Here is a 21,674-nt window from a genome sequence, read left to right as displayed (position 1 = left end):
TAAGTATCAAGCCTTGGCTTTCTTGGCAGCGCGGGTACGCTCGCTTTCGTCCAGGATCTTCTTGCGAAGACGGATGGACTTCGGCGTTACTTCGCACAGCTCGTCGTCCTGGATGAATTCCAGAGCCTGCTCAAGGGTGAACTTGACAGGTGGAACCAGGGCGATGGTTTCGTCTTTGCCCGAAGCACGCATGTTGTCGAGCTTCTTGCCTTTGGTAGGGTTCACACCCAGGTCGTTGTCGCGGCTGTTCAGACCAACGATCTGACCACCGTAGATTTCCTGACCGTGCTCGACGAACAGCTTGCCGCGCGCCTGCAGGGTTTCCAGGGAGTAGGTCAGTGCCTTGCCGGTTTCAACCGAAACCAGAACGCCGTTCTGACGGCCGGACATGTCGCCGGACTTCATCACGTCGTAACGGTCGAAGATCGAGGTCAGGATGCCTGCACCGGAAGTGAGGGTCAGGAACTCGTTACGGAAACCGATCAGGCCACGGGCCGGGATGTTGTACTCGAGGCGAACACGGCCCTTGCCATCCGGAACCATGTTGGTCAGGTCGCCTTTACGCAGACCCATTTGCTCCATGATCGCGCCCTGGGATTCTTCCGGCAGGTCGATGGTCACGTTTTCGTACGGTTCGTGCTTCACGTCGCCTACACGACGGATGATCACTTCCGGACGACCAACACCCATTTCGAAGCCTTCGCGACGCATGGTTTCGATCAGTACCGAGAGGTGCAGCTCACCACGGCCGGAGACCTTGAACTTGTCGGCGGTGTCGCCTTCTTCAACGCGCAGAGCAACGTTGTACAGCAGTTCCTTGTCCAGACGTTCCTTGATGTTACGGCTGGTGACGAACTTGCCTTCCTTACCGCAGAACGGCGAATCGTTAACCTGGAAGGTCATCGAAACGGTAGGTTCGTCAACGGTCAGCGGCTTCATCGCTTCGACATTCAGTGGGTCGCACAGGGTGTCGGAGATGAACAGCTGGTCGAAGCCGCTGATGCAGACGATGTCGCCGGCAGCTGCTTCTTCAACGTCCACACGGTGCAGACCGTGGTGACCCATCAGCTTCAGGATACGACCGTTACGCTTCTTGCCTTCGGCATCGATGGCAACAACCGGAGTGTTTGGCTTGACGCGACCGCGAGCGATACGGCCAACACCGATGACGCCCAGGAAGCTGTTGTAGTCCAGAGCCGAGATCTGCATCTGGAAAGGACCGTCACGGTCAACTTTTGGCGCAGGAACGTGATCGACGATCGACTGGTACAGCGGAGTCATGTCTTCAGCCATATCGGTGTGTTCCAGACCGGCAATGCCGTTCAGGGCCGAGGCGTAGACGACTTTGAAGTCCAGCTGTTCTTCGGTGGCACCCAGGTTGTCGAACAGGTCGAAGATCTGGTCCAGAACCCAGTCCGGGCGCGCGCCTGGACGGTCAACCTTGTTGATGACCACGATTGGACGCAGGCCGGCTTCGAATGCCTTCTTGGTCACGAAACGGGTTTGCGGCATAGGGCCGTCCTGGGCGTCGACCAGCAGCAGTACGGAGTCGACCATCGACATCACGCGCTCTACTTCACCACCGAAGTCGGCGTGGCCCGGGGTGTCCACGATGTTGATGTGGTAGCCATTCCAGTTGATCGCGGTGTTCTTCGCGAGAATGGTAATACCGCGCTCTTTTTCCTGGTCGTTGGAGTCCATCACGCGCTCGTCGTTGAGCTCGTTGCGCTCAAGGGTGCCGGACTGGCGCAGGAGTTTGTCTACCAGGGTGGTCTTACCATGGTCAACGTGGGCGATGATGGCGATGTTGCGTAGATTTTCGATCACTTGTGTATCTCGATCAGAGGATTCGGTCTGCTGACTGTTTAAAGGCAGCGATTAACTATTTCGAGTCGGCAAAAGCCGTTACGGCATGACGACTGGTGTCGGGGGGCCGGTGACGCAAGCCACAGGCAAACAGCCCCGGGCACTTAGCTCGGTCGATATACGCGCACATTGGCATGTCCCTCACTGAGCAAATGGTGGGCATGCAGGCGACTCATGACGCCTTTGTCGCAATACAGCAGGTACTGGCGCGTGTCATCCAGTGCCTTGAAACGGCTGTTCAATGCGTAGAACGGCAACGTCTGTATCTCCACGCCAGGCACCTGCAACGGCTGGTCTTCCTGGGCATCCGGGTGACGGATGTCGAGGATCACCTGACCGGCCAGCGCCTGGCTGACTTCTTCTATATCGACATTGCGGCTCAGATCGTCGATGACCCGATCGATCGAAACCAGCTTCGCGCGTTCGAGCGCCTGCTCGAGAATCGCCATGTCGAACTGTTTTTCTTCGTACTCAACGCGATTTCGCTTGGCGTTGGTCTTGGGGTTGACCGAAATCACCCCGCAATATTCAGGCATGTGCCGGGCGAAATCAGCAGTACCGATTTCAGTCGCCAGGTCCACGATGTCCTGCTTGTGGGTGGCAACCAGCGGCCGCAGGACCAGCTTGTCGGTCGCCGCGTCAATCAGCGACAGGTTGGGCAGCGTCTGGCTGGCAACCTGGGAAATCGCTTCGCCAGTGACCAGCACATCGATTTCAAGACGATCGGCCACGGCGGATGCAGCGCGTAACATCATACGCTTCAAAACTACACCCATATGACTGTTATCGACTTTCTGCAGAATTTCTCCGAGAACTTCCTCGAACGGTACGCTGACGAACAGCACGCGCTGAGAACTGCCGTACTTCTTCCAGATGAAGTGCGCGACTTCCATCACGCCCAGTTCATGGGCTCTTCCGCCCAGATTGAAGAAGCAGAAGTGCGCCATCAGCCCGCGGCGCATGATCTGGTAGGCCGCAACGGTCGAATCGAACCCGCCGGACATCAATACCAGGGTCTGCTCCAGCGCGCCCAGCGGGTAACCGCCCATGCCCTGATGTTGGTCATGAACGACAAACAACCGTTGGTCGCGAATTTCCATGCGCACCACCAGATCGGGCTTTTTCAGCTCGATTCCGGCCGCGCCGCACTGCATGCGCAACTTGCTGCCGACGTATTTCTCGACGTCCATGGAGCTGAAGTCGTGTCGGCCGGCGCGCTTGCAGCGCACTGAAAACATCTTGCCAGGCAACAGGTCGGCGTAGTGCAGTTTGCACTTCGCAACCACGTCATCCAGATCGCCCAGCGGGTACTCGGCGACCTGCAGAAAGTTGGCGATGCCTGGCATGCAGCTCAGCCGCTCCCTGATGCCATGCAGCACTTTGGGGTCGGTCAGCCGGGTTTCGACCTCAAGGTTGTCCCATACGCCACCCACGACAATGTCCGCGTCCAGTTCACGGAGCACGGTACGAATGTTCTTGCCCAGTTGCCGGATGAACTTCTTGCGCACCGGCGGGCTTTTGATGGTGATTTCTGGGAAAACTTTAACGATTAGTTTCATGGAAACGGAGCGTGAGGTGCCGACCAAAAAAGGGGGGCGCGGATTATAGCGGAAATTGCTCAAGGTTTAACCAGTTATCGTACACGCAATCACTGATGCACCAAAAAGAGTCGACGCACCAAATTGCAGCGCCATAAAGGTGCGTGTTTTTCCTGCGCGGTGCGTTTTCGCCCCCTGAAAACCAGCGTTTGAGGCAAAAAACCCAACACGGGGCACTGGCATGCAAATTGCTCCCTTGTGAGGCAGGTTGCCTTGGCAGAGTATTTGCGCCGGCATCACCCAAATTCAAGGGACCACAACTCTATCAAGTCGGTCTCTAGCCACCCGGAGGACACCATGTCGAAGTCGGTTCAACTCATCAAAGATCATGACGTTAAATGGATTGATCTGCGCTTCACAGACACCAAGGGCAAGCAGCAGCACGTCACCATGCCTGCGCGCGATGCACTGGAAGACGATTTCTTCGAAGTCGGCAAAATGTTCGACGGTTCCTCCATCGCTGGCTGGAAAGGCATCGAAGCGTCCGACATGATTCTCCTGCCGGATGACGAAACCGCCCTGCTCGACCCGTTCACCGAAGAGCCAACCCTGGTTCTGGTGTGCGACGTCATCGAACCTTCGACCATGCAAGGCTACGACCGCGACCCGCGCGCCATTGCCCACCGTGCCGAGGAATACCTGAAGTCCACCGGTATCGGCGACACCGTATTCGTAGGTCCGGAGCCAGAGTTCTTCATCTTCGACGAAGTGAAGTTCAAGTCCGACATCTCCGGTTCCATGTTCAAGATCTTCTCCGAACAGGCTTCCTGGATGACCGACGGCGACGTCGATGGCGGCAACAAGGGCCACCGTCCGGGCGTCAAAGGTGGTTACTTCCCGCTGCCACCGGTCGACCACGACCACGAAATCCGCACCGCAATGTGCAACGCTCTGGAAGAAATGGGCCAGGTCGTGGAAGTTCACCACCACGAAGTGGCAACTGCCGGCCAGAACGAAATCGGTGTGAAATTCAACACGCTGGTCAAGAAGGCTGACGAAGTTCAGACCCTCAAGTACTGCGTGCACAACGTTGCCGACGCGTACGGCCGTACCGCTACTTTCATGCCCAAGCCACTGTACGGTGACAACGGTTCGGGTATGCACGTACACATGTCCATCTCCAAGGATGGCAAGAACACCTTCGCAGGCGAAGGCTATGCCGGTCTGTCCGATACCGCCCTGTACTTCATCGGCGGCATCATCAAGCACGGCAAGGCTCTGAACGGCTTCACCAACCCGTCGACCAACTCCTACAAGCGTCTGGTCCCGGGCTTCGAAGCCCCGGTCATGCTGGCCTACTCGGCCCGTAACCGTTCCGCGTCGATCCGTATTCCTTACGTCTCCAGCCCGCGCGGCCGTCGTATCGAAGCACGCTTCCCGGATCCAGCGGCCAACCCGTACCTGGCATTCGCTGCCCTGTTGATGGCTGGCCTGGACGGCATCCAGAACAAGATCCACCCTGGCGACGCAGCTGACAAAAACCTGTATGACCTGCCGCCTGAAGAGGCCAAAGAGATCCCACAAGTTTGCGGCAGCCTGAAAGAAGCCCTGGAAGAACTGGACAAGGGCCGCGCGTTCCTGACCAAGGGCGGCGTTTTCAGCGACGACTTCATCGATGCCTACATCGAGCTGAAAAGCGAAGAAGAAATCAAGGTTCGCACCTTCGTACACCCACTGGAATACGAGCTGTACTACAGCTGCTGATCCAGCCACGCCAGCGTTGATGGCGTAACAGGAGACCTCCTTCGGGAGGTCTTTTTTTGCCCGGAGTTTACCGCGTGAACTTTTGTTCACCCCGCAACGCTGGCTCTGCCCGGTCGCCTGGAGTTAAATCTGCATCTCCCCACCGAACCGAGATGGAACTGCCATGCGCCTTATCCTGGCCACTTCCCTGCTGACAATGACGTTCATGTCTTCCTGCTTCGCCTTCACTGCCGAGCAGAAGCCTTCTGCACTTGAACCCCTGCTGCAAGCGATCAGCGAGCGCCTGACCATCGCCGATCAAGTTGCCCTGAGCAAGTGGGACAGCGGCAAGGCCGTCGAGGATCCGCCGCGCGAGCTGCAAGTGATCAACGCCGCCCAGGCCCGCGCTGCCGAGTTCAAGCTCAACCCCGATGATGTTCAACGTCTGTTCCGCGCCCAGATCGAAGCCAATAAACAGGTGCAGAACGCCCTGCTCGCCCAGTGGCACGCGGCAGGCAAAGCGCCCGACACAGTCAGGCTCAGCCTGGTCGATGACATCCGTCCGAAGCTGGATCGCCTGCAGACCCAACTGCTCCAGGCCTACGCGGACTTCCAGCCACTGCGCAAGGCGGAAACCTGCCAGATGCAACTGGATGCGGCGCTGAAGCGTTATCAGACCAACCCGATTCACGATCAGGCGCTGGTACTGGCCACTGCCGACCTTTGCCCTGCGAAACTCTGACACATCAGGCAGATAGCGCAGCATAGGGCGATGTGTTCTATGCTGACGGCCAATCTTGCCCTGCTGTCGAGAGTCTCATGCGTCAAAGTCTGATTTGCCTGCTGCTGTTGATCAGCCTGCCCGCGCTGGCGCAGATATATAAGTACACCGATGCGAACGGTAACACCGCGTTCAGCAACCAGCCGCCCAACGGGGCCAAGACCGAAGTGGTCGAGTTGCCGCCACTCAACAGCATAGAAACGCAGACGCCTTCCAGACCGGTCGTCAACAGTGCGCCGCAACCAGCCCCTGTCGCACCACCCTCGCAGCCGCAAACGGCCTATGACGTACTGGAACTCACCGACCTGCCCACCGACGAAGCGTTACGCGCCAACAATGGCACGTTCATCATCGGGGTGAAGATCCAGCCGCGTCTGCAACCGACTCACAGCCTGCAACTGCTGCTGGACGGCAACCTGTACGGGCAGCCCTCCAACCTGCCGCGCTTTCAAGTGGTCAACGTAGATCGCGGCGAACACAGCTTCGCGGTGGTCGTGAAAGACGGCGATCGGATCATTCAGCAGAGTGAAACCATCACCCTGACCGTACAGCGCGTACACCTCGGCAAGCCATGAGCAGACACACGATGCGCCGTCTGCTGACCTGCCTGTTGCTGCTGTTGACGCTGCCCGCAGCGGCCGACGTCTATACCTATATCGACGCGCAGGGTAATCGGGTGTTTACCGACCAGCCGCGCAAGAACGCCACCCGCGTCGACATCGCGCCCAGCAACAACATGACCGGCGCGCCGCCGACCCGGACCTTGAAGGCCCACCCTGCCAAACCTGCAATAAAGCCGATGTTTCATTACCAATTGCTGAGAATTCTGGTGCCCGAACCGGACGCCACCCTGGTCAATCCCAGTGGCGACCTGATCGTTACCGTCACCAGCGAACCGGTGCTACAGGACGGGCACAGCTATCGATTGCTACTGGATGGTGTTGCCGTCGGCCAGGCCGGCCGCAGCCCGGTGTTCCCGTTGAGCAATGTCGATCGTGGCACGCATCAACTGTCGGTAGAGATTTTCGACGAACTTGGCCGTGTGCTGGAAAAAACACCGAACCAGCCCTTTCACGTGCAGCGCATTTCCCTGGCGCAAAAGCGCGCGACTCACCCCTGCAAGGAGGATGACTACGGTGTGCGGCCGGAGTGTCCGCTCAAGGACAAGCCCGAGCCCAAAAGCAGCATCCTGCCCTTCTTCTGATCTCGCCAAAACGCCAGCACCTTTTTGGTGCGCTCAATGACTGCCTGCGCAACAATACAGCCCAATCTGGTTCAGGAAGCCCGGCCGGGTAGCGCCGTATGCGGGCACGCTTTGCAAAAACGGCCCGACTTTGCAGATAAAACGCTTCTTTTCGGAGCCTTGGTTTGTTTTTTGCAACTTCACTGACACAGCACCGTATTGGTGGCTTTGCTCCTGCTGGCGCAGACCAGCCAGCACCAGCATGGCGCGACTGCAATGTGCCAAAAGAGGTCAACACGATTCATGACTATCAGCGATGCGCTGCACAGACTGTTACTGGATAACCTGACCACTGCCACCATTCTGCTCAACGCCGACCTGCGACTTGAGTACATGAACCCGGCAGCGGAAATGCTGCTGGCCATCAGCGGGCAGCGTAGCCATGGGCAATTCATCAGCGAGCTGTTCACCGAGTCGGCCGAAGCATTGAGTTCGCTGCGTCAGGCAGTCGAACAGGCTCATCCTTTCACCAAGCGCGAAGCGATGCTCACTGCACTGACCGGTCAGACTTTGACTGTCGACTATGCGGTGACGCCTATCCTCAGCAAGGGCGATACCCTGCTGTTGCTTGAAGTACACCCGCGTGACCGGTTGTTGCGCATTACCAAGGAAGAGGCCCAGCTGTCCAAGCAGGAAACCACCAAGATGCTGGTGCGTGGCCTGGCTCACGAAATCAAGAATCCGCTGGGCGGCATTCGCGGGGCCGCACAATTGCTGGCCCGCGAGCTGCCTGAAGAAAGTCTCAAGGACTACACCAACGTCATTATCGAAGAGGCCGACCGCCTGCGTAATCTGGTCGACCGCATGCTCGGCTCCAACAAGCTGCCATCGCTGGCCATGACCAATGTGCATGAAGTGCTGGAGCGTGTGTGCAGCCTGGTCGAGGCCGAAAGCCAGGGCTGCATCACCTTGGTGCGCGACTATGACCCGAGCATTCCCGACGTGTTGATCGACCGCGAGCAAATGATCCAGGCCGTGCTCAATATCGTGCGCAATGCCATGCAGGCCATCAGCGGCCAGAACGAATTGCGCCTTGGCCGGATCACCCTGCGCACCCGCGCCATGCGCCAGTTCACCATCGGCCACGTTCGCCATCGACTGGTGAGCAAGATCGAAATCATCGACAACGGCCCCGGTATTCCGGCCGAACTTCAGGAAACCATTTTCTACCCCATGGTCAGTGGCCGCCCGGACGGTACGGGATTAGGTCTTGCCATTACCCAGAACATCATCAGCCAGCACCAGGGTCTGATCGAGTGTGACAGCCATCCCGGCCACACCACATTCTCGATCTTCCTGCCGCTGGAACAAGGAGCAGCTTCGACATGAGCCGTAGTGAAACTGTCTGGATCGTAGACGACGATCGTTCTATCCGCTGGGTACTGGAAAAGGCCTTGCAACAGGAAGGCATGACCACGCAAAGCTTCGACAGCGCCGACGGGGTGATGAGCCGTCTGGCCCGTCAGCAACCCGACGTGATCATTTCCGACATCCGCATGCCGGGTGCCAGTGGCCTGGACCTGCTGGCGCGGATTCGCGAGCAGCATCCGCGTCTGCCGGTGATCATCATGACCGCCCATTCGGACCTGGACAGTGCCGTGGCGTCTTATCAGGGTGGTGCGTTCGAGTACCTGCCCAAGCCGTTCGACGTCGATGAAGCCGTCTCGTTGGTCAAGCGCGCCAATCAGCACGCTCAGGAACAACAGGGCCTGGACGTTGCACCGACACTGACCCGCACCCCTGAAATCATTGGCGAAGCGCCAGCGATGCAGGAAGTGTTTCGCGCCATCGGCCGTCTGAGTCACTCCAACATCACGGTGTTGATCAACGGTGAGTCGGGAACCGGCAAGGAATTGGTCGCTCATGCATTGCATCGCCACAGCCCGCGTTCGGCCTCGCCGTTCATTGCGCTGAACATGGCGGCGATCCCCAAGGACCTGATGGAGTCCGAACTGTTCGGGCATGAAAAAGGCGCGTTCACCGGCGCGGCCAACCTGCGTCGTGGACGCTTCGAACAGGCCGACGGCGGCACGCTGTTTCTCGATGAAATCGGTGACATGCCGGCCGACACCCAGACCCGTCTGCTGCGCGTGCTGGCCGATGGCGAGTTCTACCGGGTAGGCGGGCACACGCCGGTCAAGGTCGACGTGCGCATCATTGCCGCGACACACCAGAACCTGGAAACCCTGGTACAGGCCGGCAAGTTCCGCGAGGACTTGTTCCACCGTCTGAACGTGATCCGTATCCACATTCCGCGCATGTCGGACCGTCGTGAAGACATCCCGACCCTGGCCAAGCACTTCCTCAGCCGCGCGGCTCAGGAACTGGCGGTCGAACCCAAGCTGCTCAAGGCCGAGACCGAGGAATACCTCAAGCATCTGCCGTGGCCTGGCAACGTGCGTCAGCTGGAAAACACCTGCCGCTGGATCACGGTCATGGCGTCGGGTCGTGAAGTGCACATCAGCGACCTGCCACCGGAACTGCTGAGCCTGCCGCAGGACGCCGCACCGGTCACCAACTGGGAACAGGCGCTGCGCCAGTGGGCCGATCAGGCCTTGTCTCGCGGTCAGTCCAGCCTGCTGGACAGCGCCGTGCCGACCTTCGAGCGGATCATGATCGAAACCGCCCTCAAGCACACCGCCGGTCGCCGCCGCGACGCCGCCGTACTGCTGGGCTGGGGCCGCAACACCCTGACCCGCAAGATCAAGGAACTGGGCATGAAGATCGATGGCGGGGATGACGACGAGGCCGATGAGGGCTGAGTGGTTATATGATGGTCATTAGTGCCAATGCTCCGCATTGGCATGCATTTCGAAACACTCTGCGCCGCGCCTACTATTCAAGGCAGGACGCAGAGCGTCCAGAACTGCATTCCCACGCGGAGCGTGGGAACGATAGTCATCTCAGGAATTGCGTGTAACGCGCAGCGCAGCGCAGCTCAGCACCGCATCACTCAGCCAGTGATGGTTTTTCCCACAGGTTGATTCCGCCTTCCACCGCAAAGCTGTCGATCTCGGTCAGTTCTTCGGGACTGAACGCGAGGTTCTTCAGCGCGCCGACGTTCTCGACAATCTGCTCCGGACGGCTCGCACCGATCAACGCGGAGGTCACGCGCGGATCGCGCAGCGTCCAGGCCAGGGCCATTTGTGCCAGGCTCTGACCGCGACGCTGGGCGATTTCGTTGAGCGCACGCACGTGGGCGATGTTCTGCTCGGACAGGTGCGAAGCCTGCAGCGAGCCGCCACCCGGACGATTGACCCGCGCATCCTTGGGCACGCCATTCAGGTATTTGTCCGACAGCAACCCCTGGGCCAACGCGGTAAAGGCGATCACGCCCGCGCCCAGCTCTTCAGTCGCGTCGAGCAAGTCTTTCTCGACCCAGCGATTGAGCAGGTTGTAGGCCGGCTGGTGGATCAGCAACGGCACTTTCCACTCTTTGAGCAACGCCGCGATCTCACGGGTCTTGGCCCCGGAATAGGATGAGATACCGATATACAGCGCCTTGCCCTGCTGAACCGCGGTGGCCAGCGCGCTGGCGGTTTCTTCCAGCGGAGTGTCCGGGTCGAAACGGTGGGAATAGAAGATGTCGACGTAATCGAGCCCCATGCGCTGCAGGCTCTGGTCGAGGCTGGCGAGCACGTATTTACGTGAACCACCGCCCTGCCCGTACGGCCCTGGCCACATGTCCCAGCCAGCCTTGCTGGAGATGATCAGTTCATCACGGTAGTGCTTGAAGTCTTCGCGCAGCAGACGGCCGAAGTTGATCTCGGCGCTGCCGTACGGCGGGCCATAGTTGTTGGCCAGGTCGAAATGGTTGATGCCCAGATCGAACGCCGTGCGCAGCATGGCGCGCTGGGTGTCGATCGGCGTGCTGTCACCGAAGTTGTGCCACAAGCCCAAAGACAGTGCCGGAAGCACCAGCCCGCTGCGGCCGGTACGGCGATAAGGCATGTCTTCGTAACGATTTTCGGCAGCGATGTAGGTCATTGAATCCTCTCTTGTCTGGGGGATATTCGAGGCGTCTTGATTGCGTTTGCGAACAGGCGACGCCTGTTCGCAACGCCGGAATCATGGCTTTTGCCAGACAACCTGCTGAATGTCGACCCGCTTAGGTATCAAGTGGTTGTCGTAAAACAGATCAGCGGTCGCCTGCTGCGCACTTACGATCTCCGGCGTGATCGGCAGGCTGGGTGATACAGGCCGATGGTCAAGATACTGAGTCATGACCGCTTCGGACAAGCCCATGCTCCGCGCCAGTATCTGAATACTCTCGGCACGCTGCGAGCGCGACAGCCCATCGGCAACTGTCAGTTCGTCGAGCACCTGCTGCACGAGCGCTGCATTTTCCTCGGCAAACGCCCGCCGTGCGGTATAGAACGGCCCGGACAATCCAAGCCCCTCGCCGTTGGCCAGCAGGCGAGTGTGGCCTTCGCTCATAGCGATGGAGTAGTAAGGGTCCCAGATCGCCCAGGCATCGACACTGCCGTTTTCAAAGGCAGCGCGGGCATCGGCAGGGGTCAGATAGATTGGCTGAATATCCTTGAAGGTCAGGCCTGCTTTGTTGAGCAAACGCAGCACCACGTTATGCGAGCTGGAGCCTTTCTGCAGCGCGACCTTGCGGCCTTTCAATTCTGCGACGCTGTGCACCGGGCTTTCGTTGCGCACCAACAGGGTTTCCACCTGCGGCTTGGGTGGCTCGGCACCAATGTAGACCAGGTCGGCACCTGCGACCTGGGCGAAAATCGGCGGAATGTCGCCGGTGGAGGCGATGTCCAGGCTGCCAATGTTCAGCGCCTCCAGCATCTGCGGCCCGGCCGGAAACTCGATCCATTTGATTTGTTTCTCGGGAAAACGCTTTTCCAGCAAGCCGTGTTCCTTGGCCAGCACCAGCGTAATAGAGCCCTTCTGGTAGCCGATGCGGAGGGTGTCGGGCTCGACGGCAGCAGCTGTCCCGAGCAGGCCACTGAAAGCCAGAATGGCGGCGATAAACGTGAATGGTTTCATGGGTGACCCCTTAATTCTGTATAAAAATCTGCCTCTGATTCTGGCCGAAGGCCGCTTTCTGCGCTCATCAGGACTTGCATGCGGCAACGATCAAAATCTGTAAGCAGGCCGTTGCAAGCCCAGGTTTTCACGCAAGGTCGTGCCCTCATACTCGGTACGAAACATCCCGCGCCGCTGCAACTCGGGCACCAGCAACTGCGCGACATCTTCCAGACCACCCGGCAGATGCGGCACCAGCACATTGAAGCCATCCGCCGCGCCTTGCTCGAACCAGCGTTGCAGCTCATCGGCAATCTGCTCAGGCGTACCGATCAGGCTGTAGTGCCCTCGCCCGCCGGCAATCCGCCGCCCCAGTTGCGCCAGGGTCAGGTTTTCCTGATCGGCCAGTTCGGTGAGCAGTTTCTGCCGGCTGCGCTGGCCGCTGTCGGTCAGTGGCAGCTCTGGCAACGGGCCATCCAGCGGGTAACCCGACAGGTCGAAATTGCCCAGCATGCGGCCCAGCAGAGCGACCCCGACCTGAGGCTCGACCAGCGCCTGAAACGACTCGAATTTAGCTTTCGCCAAGGCTTCGGTTTCGGCCACGACGATGAACACGCCGGGCATGATTTTCAGCGAATCGACGTCACGCCCGTAAGCACTCAGACGGCCTTTGATGTCCGCATAAAACGCCTGGGCGCTGGCCAGCGAGGTCTGCGCGGTGAACACCACTTCCGCCGTCTGCGCCGCCAGTTCACGCCCGACTTCCGAGGAACCAGCCTGCACCACCACCGGTTGTCCTTGCGGCGAACGTGCCACGTTCAGCGGGCCTTTGACGCTGAAGTGCTCGCCCTGGTGATCGAGCACATGCAGCCTGGCCGGGTTGTAATACTCGCCGCTGGCCTTGTCGCGGGTGAAGGCATCGTCTGCCCAGCTGTCCCAAAGGCCGGTCACCACCTGGTGAAACTCTCGTGCGCGGCTATAGCGCTCGGCATGCCCCACATGCTCGGCGCGACCGAAGTTCTGCGCTTCGGCGGCGGCATCCGAGGTCACCAGATTCCAGCCCGCTCGCCCACCGGAGAGATGATCCAGCGAGGCGAACTTGCGGGCTACGTGATACGGCTCGTTGTAGGTGGTGGTTGCCGTCGCGATCAGACCGATATGCTCAGTCACCGCACTGAGTGCCGAGAGCAGGGTCAGCGGTTCGAAATGATCGGAGCGTGCCATGCGGCTGGCGATATCACCGGTCGCGGCAGCCACGCTGTCGGCGACGAACAGTGCATCGAATTTTGCCGCCTCCGCAACCCTGGCCACGTGCCGGTAATGCTTGAAATCCAGCCCTGCATCCGCAGGCACATCCGGGTGCCGCCAGGCAGCGACATGGTGCCCGGTGGCCATCAGGAAAGCGCCCAGCTTCATCTGTCGAGCAGTCGTGCTCATACCTCACTCCTTACGTGTTGCCTGGGGTCTCGGCTCAAAAATCCTTGCGTAACTGCACACCGAAATAACGTTCATCATCACGCGGCACGGATCGGTAAACGTAGTTGCCCCCGGTCGCCAGCATTGGCGAATAGGACTTGTCAGCCAGGTTCTTGCCCAGCAATGCCACACGCCAGCCACTGTTGTAATCAGCCAGTGCCACGCTGGCGTTCCAGATGCCGTAAGCGCCCTGTTTGGTGTCCGGGTTCTGGCTGATGTCGTACTGCACTTCGCTCTGCCAGCTGTAATCGGTACCCAGTTCGATATCCAGGCCGTTGTCCAGCGGGAGGGTGTAGTCGGCGCGCACGTAGCTTTTCCAGTCCGGGCTGTACGGCAGGGTTTTGCCGTCGACGTTGCAGGACGCCGCCGCACCGGCCGGGCAGGCAAAGCTGTCGATGCGTGCTCTGGTGTAGGACAGCGCGCCGGAGAATTTCAGGTTTCGCGTGGCTTGCAGGGCGTAATCCAGCTCGACGCCTTCGGTGCTGACACTGCCGGCGTTGATCAGGCGCGTCACGACCTGTCCGGCAACACTGTCGAAGAAGTTCGCCTGATAGTTGTCGTATTCGCTGTGGAACACCGCCAGGTTGGTGGTCAGGCGATTATTCCAGGTGGTGGCCTTGAGGCCGACCTCCCAGGTGTTCGAGGTTTCCGGCTTGAGGGCCTCGGTGTCACGCGGCTGCATGTTGAAGAACACGTTGTAGGCCGGGCCTTTGTAGCCGCGCGAATAGGTGATGTAGGTCATCACACTGTCGCTCAGGTCGTATTGCAAACCGAGACGCCCGGACTTGCCGTCTTCGTCCACCGACCCGGAACTGCTGGTCGCTGGCTGAATGCCGCTGACGGTCGTAGCCGATGTCGAGACGCGGCGATGATCGTATTCCAGATCGTCGTGGGTCCAGCGTGCCCCGGCAATCGCACGGAAGTCCGGGGTGAAATTGAACGTGGTTTCGCCGAACACCGAATAACTGTCGGTGGTGGTGCTGTAGTCGGCGATGCCGCGATCCTGAGTCGTCGGTGTGATCAGCGTGCGCTGATAGGTCTCGTCGCTCTTGCCGTGCATGTAAAACAGCCCGCCCACGTATTCGACGAACTGGCCTTTCGGCGACGCCAGACGCAGCTCCTGTGAATACTGGTTGAACTCAAGATCGCCCTTGTCTTCAGTGCCGGGAAAGGCGGCGGTGATGGTGCCAAGCCGGTCGCCGTCCTGATACTGCGTGTTGTCCCAGCCGCGCCAGGCGGTGATGGAGGTCAGGGTGTAGTCGCCCAGTTGCCAGTCGAGCTGACCGGACAGGCCTTTGTTGACGTCCTCGACATGGCTGCGGTAATCGCTGACGACATTGCGGTTATCGCTGTCGGCACGTACCGGCGCCAGGGCACTGGCGAAGGACGGGGTCGGCGCCTTGGTTACCACGCCGTTGGGCGCGTCGTCATGGGACTGCATGTAGTCCGCTGCGAGGGTGAAGGTGATGTCGTCATTGGGCGTGAATTCCAGCTTGCCGCGTGCGCCCTTGCGGTTGTAACCGTTGACTTCCTGGCCATTGAGCTTGTTATCGACATTGCCGTCATAGCTGCCGAACAACGTCGTGATCGAGCCTTTGAGGGTCTGCGGAATCAGGCTGCCGCCAATACCGAAACGGGTGCGGCTTTCGTTGCCGCTGTAATACGACTGATCGATGTAACCGTGAGTCTCTTCGGTCGGTGCCTTGGTGGTGACGTTCAGCACGCCCGCCGAAGCGTTCTTGCCGAACAGCGTACCTTGCGGGCCGCGCAGCACTTCGATGCGTTCCAGGTCGAGCAAGTCCAGCGTGGCCTGACCCGGACGGGCATACACCACGCCGTCGATCACGGTGGCCACGGTCGGTTCGACGCCTGGCGAGGTGGAAATGGTGCCGACACCGCGAACGAACAGCGAAGTGTCCTTGTTGGAAGCCCCGGTGCGGAAATTCAACGACGGCACCTGCTGCACAATACTGGCCACGCCATTACGGTTATCGCGCTCCAGTTGTTCGCCCTCGATCACGGACACGGCAACCGGTACTTTTTGCAGCGATTCTTCACGGCGTGTGGCGGTCACGGTCACCGATTCCAGCGCTACCGTTTCTGTATTCTGCCCTGCCGCTGTCTCTGCCATGGCCGGAACACACGGCAATGCCGTCAGCCCCATCAGTAACCACCCACAACGACGCCCCCGCGCCGCATGAACCTGATTGATCGCCTGCGCCAGAAGCGTGTGTCTGATGCCATCCCCAGCTGTTGTGTGCATCTGCGTGCCTACCTGAAATATGCCCTGATCCGACAGTGCGATGCGCACTGGCGCCTATACGTGCTGACTAAACCGGGTCCGGGCATTCGCGGTGGCGAGTAGCAGACAAACCATCTTTGTTAGCGCTAACATCGCCAGTATCGGGAAATGCTAGATAGACCGTCCAATACTGAAAAATTAGTTTTATATTCTTTTTACTTTTATGCGAAGTGATCAAGCATGGCCGACGAGAAACCCCTGACACGTAAACGCCGAGGCGCAGGCCGGGTGACGATCACTGCCGTGGCGCGTCAGGCGGGGGTGTCGGCCATTACCGTATCGCGCTATTTCAATCAGCCGGAACAGGTATCGCCCGAACTGCGCGAGCGGATTGCGAGCACGGTCAATGCACTGGGTTACGTGCCCAATCTGGTTGCTGGCGGCCTGGCGTCAGCACGCAGCCGGGTGGTGGCGATGGTGATTCCCAACATCTCCGGGCCGATCTTTGCCAATACCATTCAGGGCTTCAGTGACACCCTGAGCCGGCACGGTTTTCAGTTGCTGCTGGCCTCCAGCTACTTTTCCGCCGAGCAGGAAGAAAGCGCGGTACGGGCATTTCTGGGCTGGTCACCGGCGGCACTGGTGCTGACCAGTCGCTTTCACAGCCCTGCTACCGAGAAAATGATCGAGCAGACCGATGTCCCGGTAATCGAAACCTGGGACCATCAACCCGATCGCAGTCCGATCCAGATCGGCTTTTCGCACTACGACGTCGGCGTCATGGCAGCCCGTTATCTGCATGACAAGGGCTACCGGCGAATCGCGTTCGTACAGAACAGCATCGCGGGCGACTTCAGCGCACTGGAGCGCCGCGACGGCTACGCTGCGACTCTGGAAGGGCTCGGTATCACGCCGTGGGTCTTCGTCCCGGACGCGGACCGAGCGCCATTCGAGGCAGGCAAACAGGCGATGGACACCCTGATGAACCAAGAGCCCCGCCCTGACGCGATCTTCTTCGCCAACGACAACCTGGCAGCCGGTGCCCTGCTCGCCAGCCAGCGCGCAGGCCTGAGCATTCCGCAGGATTGCGCCGTGATGGGTTTTGGCGACTACGCCTTCGCAGAAATGATGCTGCCCAGCCTGACCACCATCAAACCGCCCGCACTGCAGATCGGCGTAATGGCCGCCACGCGGGTGCTTGAAAGCCTCGGAGTGTTACCAGTAGAGGGAGAGATACAACGCCTGAACCTGCTGGAATGCAGATTGGTAGAGCGAGAGAGTACGTGAGCCTGCCGCACTCTCGAGCCTAAGCGGGAGCGTGAGGAACGATGACCCTGTAACCATCGTGCGACGCTCCGCGTCGCATGCCGTTCTGGACGCTCCGCGTCCTCTCCTGAACATGAGGCGCGGCGCAGAGCGTGAGGGACGATAGTTGTAACCGCCCCCCACGCCCCGATCACCGCACCAGATGCAGGAACTGCATATGCCGCTCGTACTGATCGAGCACGTCGTTGATGACCTGTTCCTTGGTGTAGCCCACCAGGTCGTAGTCCTGACTGCCCTCGCTCAAGTGAACTTCGGCGCGGTAGTAGCGGCGATTGTTCAATTGCTTGGAGCCCATGCCGCCACGAGCGAACGAAGGCGTGAAGAAGCCTTTCATCTGCACTTGGTAAATGAACGGACGTTCTTCGCCGTGACCGATTTCCAGGGTCACCGAGTCGTTGGACGGGTCGGGCACGTTGACCACGTTCAAACCCTTTTCGACGAACACCGCCGTCACTTCTTCAATCGCCGGACGCACGGTCTGATCGAGGAAACGGTACACCTCGTCTCGCGACGGGTAATGCACAGCTTGGCTCAGGCGCTGACGCCACCCGCCGCGCCTTGAACCGGACACTGGCGCCAACGAATACAGTTGCGCAATCTGGCGCTGGGATTCCATGACGAACGCTTTGTGCAGGCCCCACATCATCAGCAGCAGAATCAGCGAGAACGGCAGCGAGGTCAGTACCACAGCCGACTTCAGCGCATCGATACTGCCCGAGAACAACAGGCCACTGGTGATCAGCGCCGTGGCCACACCCCAGAACACCCGCAGCCATTTCGGACCGTCTTCGTCAGGGTTGCCGCCTTTGGCTGACAGTGTCGACAGCACCACAGTGCCCGAATCGGCCGACGTCACGAAGAACACAAAGCTGATGAACACCGTGACCGCAATGACCGTCTTGCTCCACGGATAGGTTTCCAGCAGCAGGTACAGGGTCATCGACGGATCATCGATAGCCGACTGACCCAGCGCAGTCATGCCATGGTTGAGCACTTGATCGATGGCGCTGTTACCGAAGATCGACATCCACGCCAGGGTAAAGCCCAGCGGGATCAGCAACACACCGAAGACGAACTCACGGATGGTCCGGCCACGCGAGATGCGCGCAATGAACAGGCCCACGAACGGCGCCCAGGCAATCCACCAGGCCCAATAGAACACCGTCCAGCCGCCCAGCCAGTCACTCGGCTCGTTGTAGGCATACACGTCGAAACTCTTGCTCGGCAGTGCACCCAGATAGTCACCGATGTTCTGCACCAGCGTGTTGAGCAAGTGCTGAGTCGGGCCGGCGAACAGCACGAACAACAGCAACGCACAGGCCAGCAGCATGTTGATGTCGGACATGACGCGCACGCCTTTGTCGACACCTGCGATCGCCACCAGAATCGCCGCGCCCATCATCAGGGTGATCAGTCCGACCTGAATCCAGTGGGTGTGCGCCACGCCAAACAGGTAATCCAGACCGGAGTTGAGGTGCAGCACCCCGAAGCCCATGTCTGCGCCGAGGCCGAAGATGGTCGCAATGATGCCGAAACCATCGACCGCATAGCCGATAGGGCCGTTGATGCGTTTGCCGATCAGCGGATACAGCGCCGAACGCAGGGCCAGCGGCAAGTTGTGCCGATAGGCGAAATAGGCCAGCGCCATCCCGACGAAGGCAAACACGCCCCAGCCATGCAGCCCCCAGTGCAGAAACAGCAACTGCATGCCCTGGCGAGCCGCTTCTGCGCTACCACCCTCGCCCTGCGGCGGTTGCAGCAGGTGCGTCAGGGGTTCTGAAACGCAGAAAAAGAACAGCGTGATGCTGATGCCGGCGGCAAACAGCATCCCGGCCCATGACAGGTAACTGAACTCGGGTTCGTCGTGGTCGGCACCGAGCTTGATCTTGCCGAAGCCCGACAAGGCGGTGACCACCACGAAGACCAGGTACAGGGTCATGACCATCATGTAGTACCAGCCGACCGTGTTGGCCGCCCAGTTTTGCGCCGCCAGCAGCCATTCGCCGCTGGCTTGCGGGAACGCGATCACGACGATGCCGAAAATCAGAATAAAACTCGCAGCGAAATAGAACACTGGAGCATTCATGCGAACCATGCCGCTTGAAGAGGAACTCGCAGAACTCATCGGTTGAGTGCCTCCGGACTGATAAAACCAACTGCAAAAAGCGGATACGGCAAGGGTAAGCCTCCTGTTGTGAGCGGGCAGCGAACCACCGGTTTAACTTGAACGAGCGTTCAATTTAAACACGAAAACACCCGCGAGACCTAATCGCAGGCCGGTGAATGCTGGCTCAGGCCTGGGTATGACGCATGCTTGAGGGGGTTCGTTCCCATGCTGAGGAGGCCATTTGCAGCCCGCCAAATGCGCTGTTCGCAAACACCCAGCGGCAGTTCATTCCCGGCCCGAACGCGGCGCACACATCCCCCGCACCAATCTGTTACCTGCCGCCCCAAAACTGCGCAAAAAGTCATTCAGGTAACAACGTCCAGCCCTTTTCGGAGAAACGCCCCTTTGCTGATCAAAAGCACCAGGCCCGCATAAATAAAGCCCTGCAGATAGATTCGATGGGCAAAAAACAGCGACAGCACAAAGTTGGTCTTTTGATTGCATATGCTTGTATGTACAAGTAGAGACAGGCTGAACACTCTGTCTTCTACCCAACTGAATAGGCCTGCTTCGCCAGGCGCTGCTCGCCCTTCATCGGGCTGGTTCGAATTGATCGCCGAGGATTTTTTTGTGACCGAGAATAATCAAGACCTTAAGCAGGACTGGACCCGCCATCGCGAAGGCGTCGTACGGGCTGCACGCGGTACTCAACTGACCGCCAAGAGCTGGCTGACCGAAGCACCGCTGCGCATGTTGATGAACAACCTCGACCCGGAAGTCGCCGAAAACCCCAATGAACTGGTGGTTTACGGTGGCATCGGTCGTGCCGCACGCAACTGGGAGTGCTACGACAAGATCGTCGAAAGCCTCACTCAGCTCAACGATGATGAAACCCTGCTGGTGCAGTCCGGCAAGCCGGTCGGCGTGTTCAAGACCCACAGCAACGCCCCGCGCGTACTGATCGCCAACTCCAACCTGGTGCCGCACTGGGCCAGCTGGGAGCACTTCAACGAACTGGATGCCAAGGGCCTGGCCATGTATGGCCAGATGACCGCCGGCAGTTGGATCTACATCGGCAGCCAAGGCATCGTGCAAGGCACTTACGAAACCTTCGTCGAAGCCGGTCGCCAGCACTATGACGGCAACCTCAAGGGCCGCTGGGTGTTGACCGCAGGTTTGGGCGGCATGGGTGGCGCGCAGCCGCTGGCCGCGACATTGGCCGGGGCCTGCTCGCTGAACATCGAATGCCAGCAGAGCCGCATCGATTTCCGTATCAAGACCCGCTACGTCGACGAACAGGCCGCTGATCTCGATGACGCACTGGCGCGTATCGCGAAATACACGGCCGAAGGCAAAGCCATCTCCATCGCCCTGTGTGGCAACGCGGCGGACGTCCTGCCGGAAATGGTCCGTCGCGGTGTGCGCCCGGACATGGTCACCGACCAGACCAGCGCCCACGACCCGCTCAATGGCTACCTGCCCAAAGGCTGGACCTGGGACGAGTACCGTGCCCGCTCGGTCAGCGAGCCGGCCAGTGTGGTCAAGGCGGCCAAGCAATCGATGGCCGAACACGTCGAAGCCATGCTCGCCTTCCAGCAAGCCGGCATTCCGACCTTCGACTATGGCAACAACATTCGCCAGATGGCCAAGGAAGTCGGCGTCACCAATGCCTTCGATTTCCCGGGTTTCGTGCCCGCCTACATCCGTCCGCTGTTCTGCCGTGGCATCGGGCCGTTCCGCTGGGCCGCGCTGTCGGGCGATCCGCAGGACATCTACAAGACCGACGCCAAGGTCAAAGAGCTGATCCCGGATGACGAGCACCTGCACAACTGGCTGGACATGGCCCGCGAGCGCATCAGCTTTCAGGGCTTGCCAGCGCGTATCTGCTGGGTCGGTCTGGGCCAGCGCGCCAAGCTGGGCCTGGCCTTCAACGAAATGGTCCGCAGTGGCGAGTTGTCGGCACCGGTGGTAATCGGCCGCGACCACCTGGACTCCGGCTCGGTCGCCAGCCCCAACCGCGAAACCGAATCCATGCGCGATGGCTCCGATGCCGTCTCCGACTGGCCGCTGCTCAATGCCCTGCTCAATACCGCCAGCGGTGCGACCTGGGTCTCGCTGCACCACGGTGGCGGCGTCGGCATGGGCTTCTCGCAGCATTCCGGCATGGTGATCGTCTGCGACGGTACGGATGAAGCCGCCGAGCGTATCGCCCGCGTATTGCACAACGACCCGGCCACCGGAGTGATGCGTCATGCCGATGCCGGTTACGACATCGCTATCGATTGTGCCAAAGAGCAGGGCTTGAACCTGCCAATGATCGGACGTTGACAACGTTGCCGGCCATCAGGCCGGCACACGTCGGGGACGGG

16 protein-coding genes are annotated in these 21,674 nt (G+C 59.7%); 8 read left to right on the top strand and 8 right to left on the bottom strand.

Annotation, left to right across the window (positions count from 1 at the left end):
- Nucleotides 1-6: 6 nt before the first annotated feature.
- The gene (typA, locus tag BT119_RS25545) at nt 7-1,827 is read right to left on the bottom strand and encodes a translational GTPase TypA (RefSeq protein WP_002555714.1); all 1,821 of its coding nucleotides are present in this window, start codon (nt 1,825-1,827) and stop codon (nt 7-9) included.
- Between the two features lie 143 nt (nt 1,828-1,970).
- Nucleotides 1,971-3,425, bottom strand: coding sequence for a tRNA uracil 4-sulfurtransferase ThiI (gene thiI, locus BT119_RS25540; protein WP_003432415.1), 1,455 nt, complete (start codon nt 3,423-3,425; stop codon nt 1,971-1,973).
- A 336-nt stretch (nt 3,426-3,761) separates the two neighbouring features.
- On the opposite strand from thiI, the gene glnA reads away from it, so the two are divergent.
- From glnA to BT119_RS25515, 4 genes are all read left to right on the top strand, one after another.
- Nucleotides 3,762-5,168 carry a glutamate--ammonia ligase gene (glnA, locus tag BT119_RS25530; protein WP_003372080.1) on the top strand — a complete coding sequence of 469 codons (1,407 nt, stop codon included), beginning with the start codon at nt 3,762-3,764 and terminating at the stop codon, nt 5,166-5,168.
- A gap of 163 nt (nt 5,169-5,331) precedes the next feature.
- Complete coding sequence (locus tag BT119_RS25525) at nt 5,332-5,889, top strand: chorismate mutase (RefSeq protein WP_003432414.1); 558 nt, start codon at nt 5,332-5,334, stop codon at nt 5,887-5,889.
- A gap of 77 nt (nt 5,890-5,966) precedes the next feature.
- On the top strand, nt 5,967-6,503 hold the full coding sequence (locus BT119_RS25520; RefSeq protein WP_003432413.1) for a DUF4124 domain-containing protein: 537 nt from the start codon (nt 5,967-5,969) through the stop codon (nt 6,501-6,503).
- Between the two features lie 11 nt (nt 6,504-6,514).
- On the top strand, nt 6,515-7,132 hold the full coding sequence (locus tag BT119_RS25515; RefSeq protein WP_003432411.1) for a DUF4124 domain-containing protein: 618 nt from the start codon (nt 6,515-6,517) through the stop codon (nt 7,130-7,132).
- 33 nt (nt 7,133-7,165) lie between these two features.
- On the opposite strand, the gene BT119_RS27325 is transcribed toward BT119_RS25515, so the two are convergent.
- Nucleotides 7,166-7,375, bottom strand: coding sequence for a hypothetical protein (locus BT119_RS27325; RefSeq protein ID WP_003432407.1), 210 nt, complete (start codon nt 7,373-7,375; stop codon nt 7,166-7,168).
- A 39-nt stretch (nt 7,376-7,414) separates the two neighbouring features.
- Between BT119_RS27325 and glnL the strand changes: the two genes are divergently transcribed.
- Both glnL and ntrC read left to right on the top strand, forming a co-directional pair.
- Entirely contained in the window at nt 7,415-8,500 is a 1,086-nt protein-coding gene (gene glnL, locus BT119_RS25505; RefSeq protein WP_002555720.1) for a nitrogen regulation protein NR(II), read from the top strand.
- Nucleotides 8,497-9,933 (top strand): nitrogen regulation protein NR(I), encoded by a 1,437-nt coding sequence (gene ntrC / locus BT119_RS25500; protein WP_003413458.1) that lies wholly within the window; start codon nt 8,497-8,499, stop codon nt 9,931-9,933. Before glnL ends, ntrC begins: the two co-directional genes overlap by 4 nt.
- Nucleotides 9,934-10,120: 187 nt before the next feature.
- Here ntrC and mgrA read toward each other — a convergent pair whose 3' ends face one another.
- The 4 genes from mgrA to BT119_RS25480 form a co-directional block, all read right to left on the bottom strand.
- Complete coding sequence (gene mgrA, locus BT119_RS25495; protein ID WP_003372090.1) at nt 10,121-11,158, bottom strand: L-glyceraldehyde 3-phosphate reductase; 1,038 nt, start codon at nt 11,156-11,158, stop codon at nt 10,121-10,123.
- Nucleotides 11,159-11,239: 81 nt separating this feature from the next.
- Entirely contained in the window at nt 11,240-12,175 is a 936-nt protein-coding gene (locus BT119_RS25490) for a sulfonate ABC transporter substrate-binding protein (RefSeq protein WP_072367116.1), read from the bottom strand.
- A gap of 90 nt (nt 12,176-12,265) precedes the next feature.
- On the bottom strand, nt 12,266-13,591 hold the full coding sequence (locus tag BT119_RS25485; protein ID WP_072367115.1) for an LLM class flavin-dependent oxidoreductase: 1,326 nt from the start codon (nt 13,589-13,591) through the stop codon (nt 12,266-12,268).
- 34 nt (nt 13,592-13,625) lie between these two features.
- Nucleotides 13,626-15,941, bottom strand: a complete 2,316-nt coding sequence (locus BT119_RS25480) for a TonB-dependent receptor (protein ID WP_170846042.1) — start codon at nt 15,939-15,941, stop codon at nt 13,626-13,628.
- Between the two features lie 171 nt (nt 15,942-16,112).
- Between BT119_RS25480 and BT119_RS25475 the strand changes: the two genes are divergently transcribed.
- Complete coding sequence (locus BT119_RS25475; protein WP_058397119.1) at nt 16,113-17,159, top strand: LacI family DNA-binding transcriptional regulator; 1,047 nt, start codon at nt 16,113-16,115, stop codon at nt 17,157-17,159.
- A gap of 169 nt (nt 17,160-17,328) precedes the next feature.
- On the opposite strand, the gene betT is transcribed toward BT119_RS25475, so the two are convergent.
- The gene (betT, locus tag BT119_RS25470) at nt 17,329-19,284 is read right to left on the bottom strand and encodes a choline transporter BetT (RefSeq protein ID WP_201023372.1); all 1,956 of its coding nucleotides are present in this window, start codon (nt 19,282-19,284) and stop codon (nt 17,329-17,331) included.
- 651 nt (nt 19,285-19,935) lie between these two features.
- Between betT and hutU the strand changes: the two genes are divergently transcribed.
- Nucleotides 19,936-21,633 (top strand): urocanate hydratase, encoded by a 1,698-nt coding sequence (gene hutU / locus BT119_RS25465; protein WP_042931093.1) that lies wholly within the window; start codon nt 19,936-19,938, stop codon nt 21,631-21,633.
- The last annotated feature ends 41 nt before the right edge of the window (nt 21,634-21,674 follow it).

It is taken from the genome of Pseudomonas sp. NFACC10-1 (genome assembly GCF_900119195.1).
Taxonomy (GTDB): domain Bacteria; phylum Pseudomonadota; class Gammaproteobacteria; order Pseudomonadales; family Pseudomonadaceae; genus Aquipseudomonas; species Aquipseudomonas cerasi.
The sequence above is the reverse complement of the archived record's forward strand: the minus strand, read 5'-3'. Positions and strand labels throughout refer to the sequence as shown.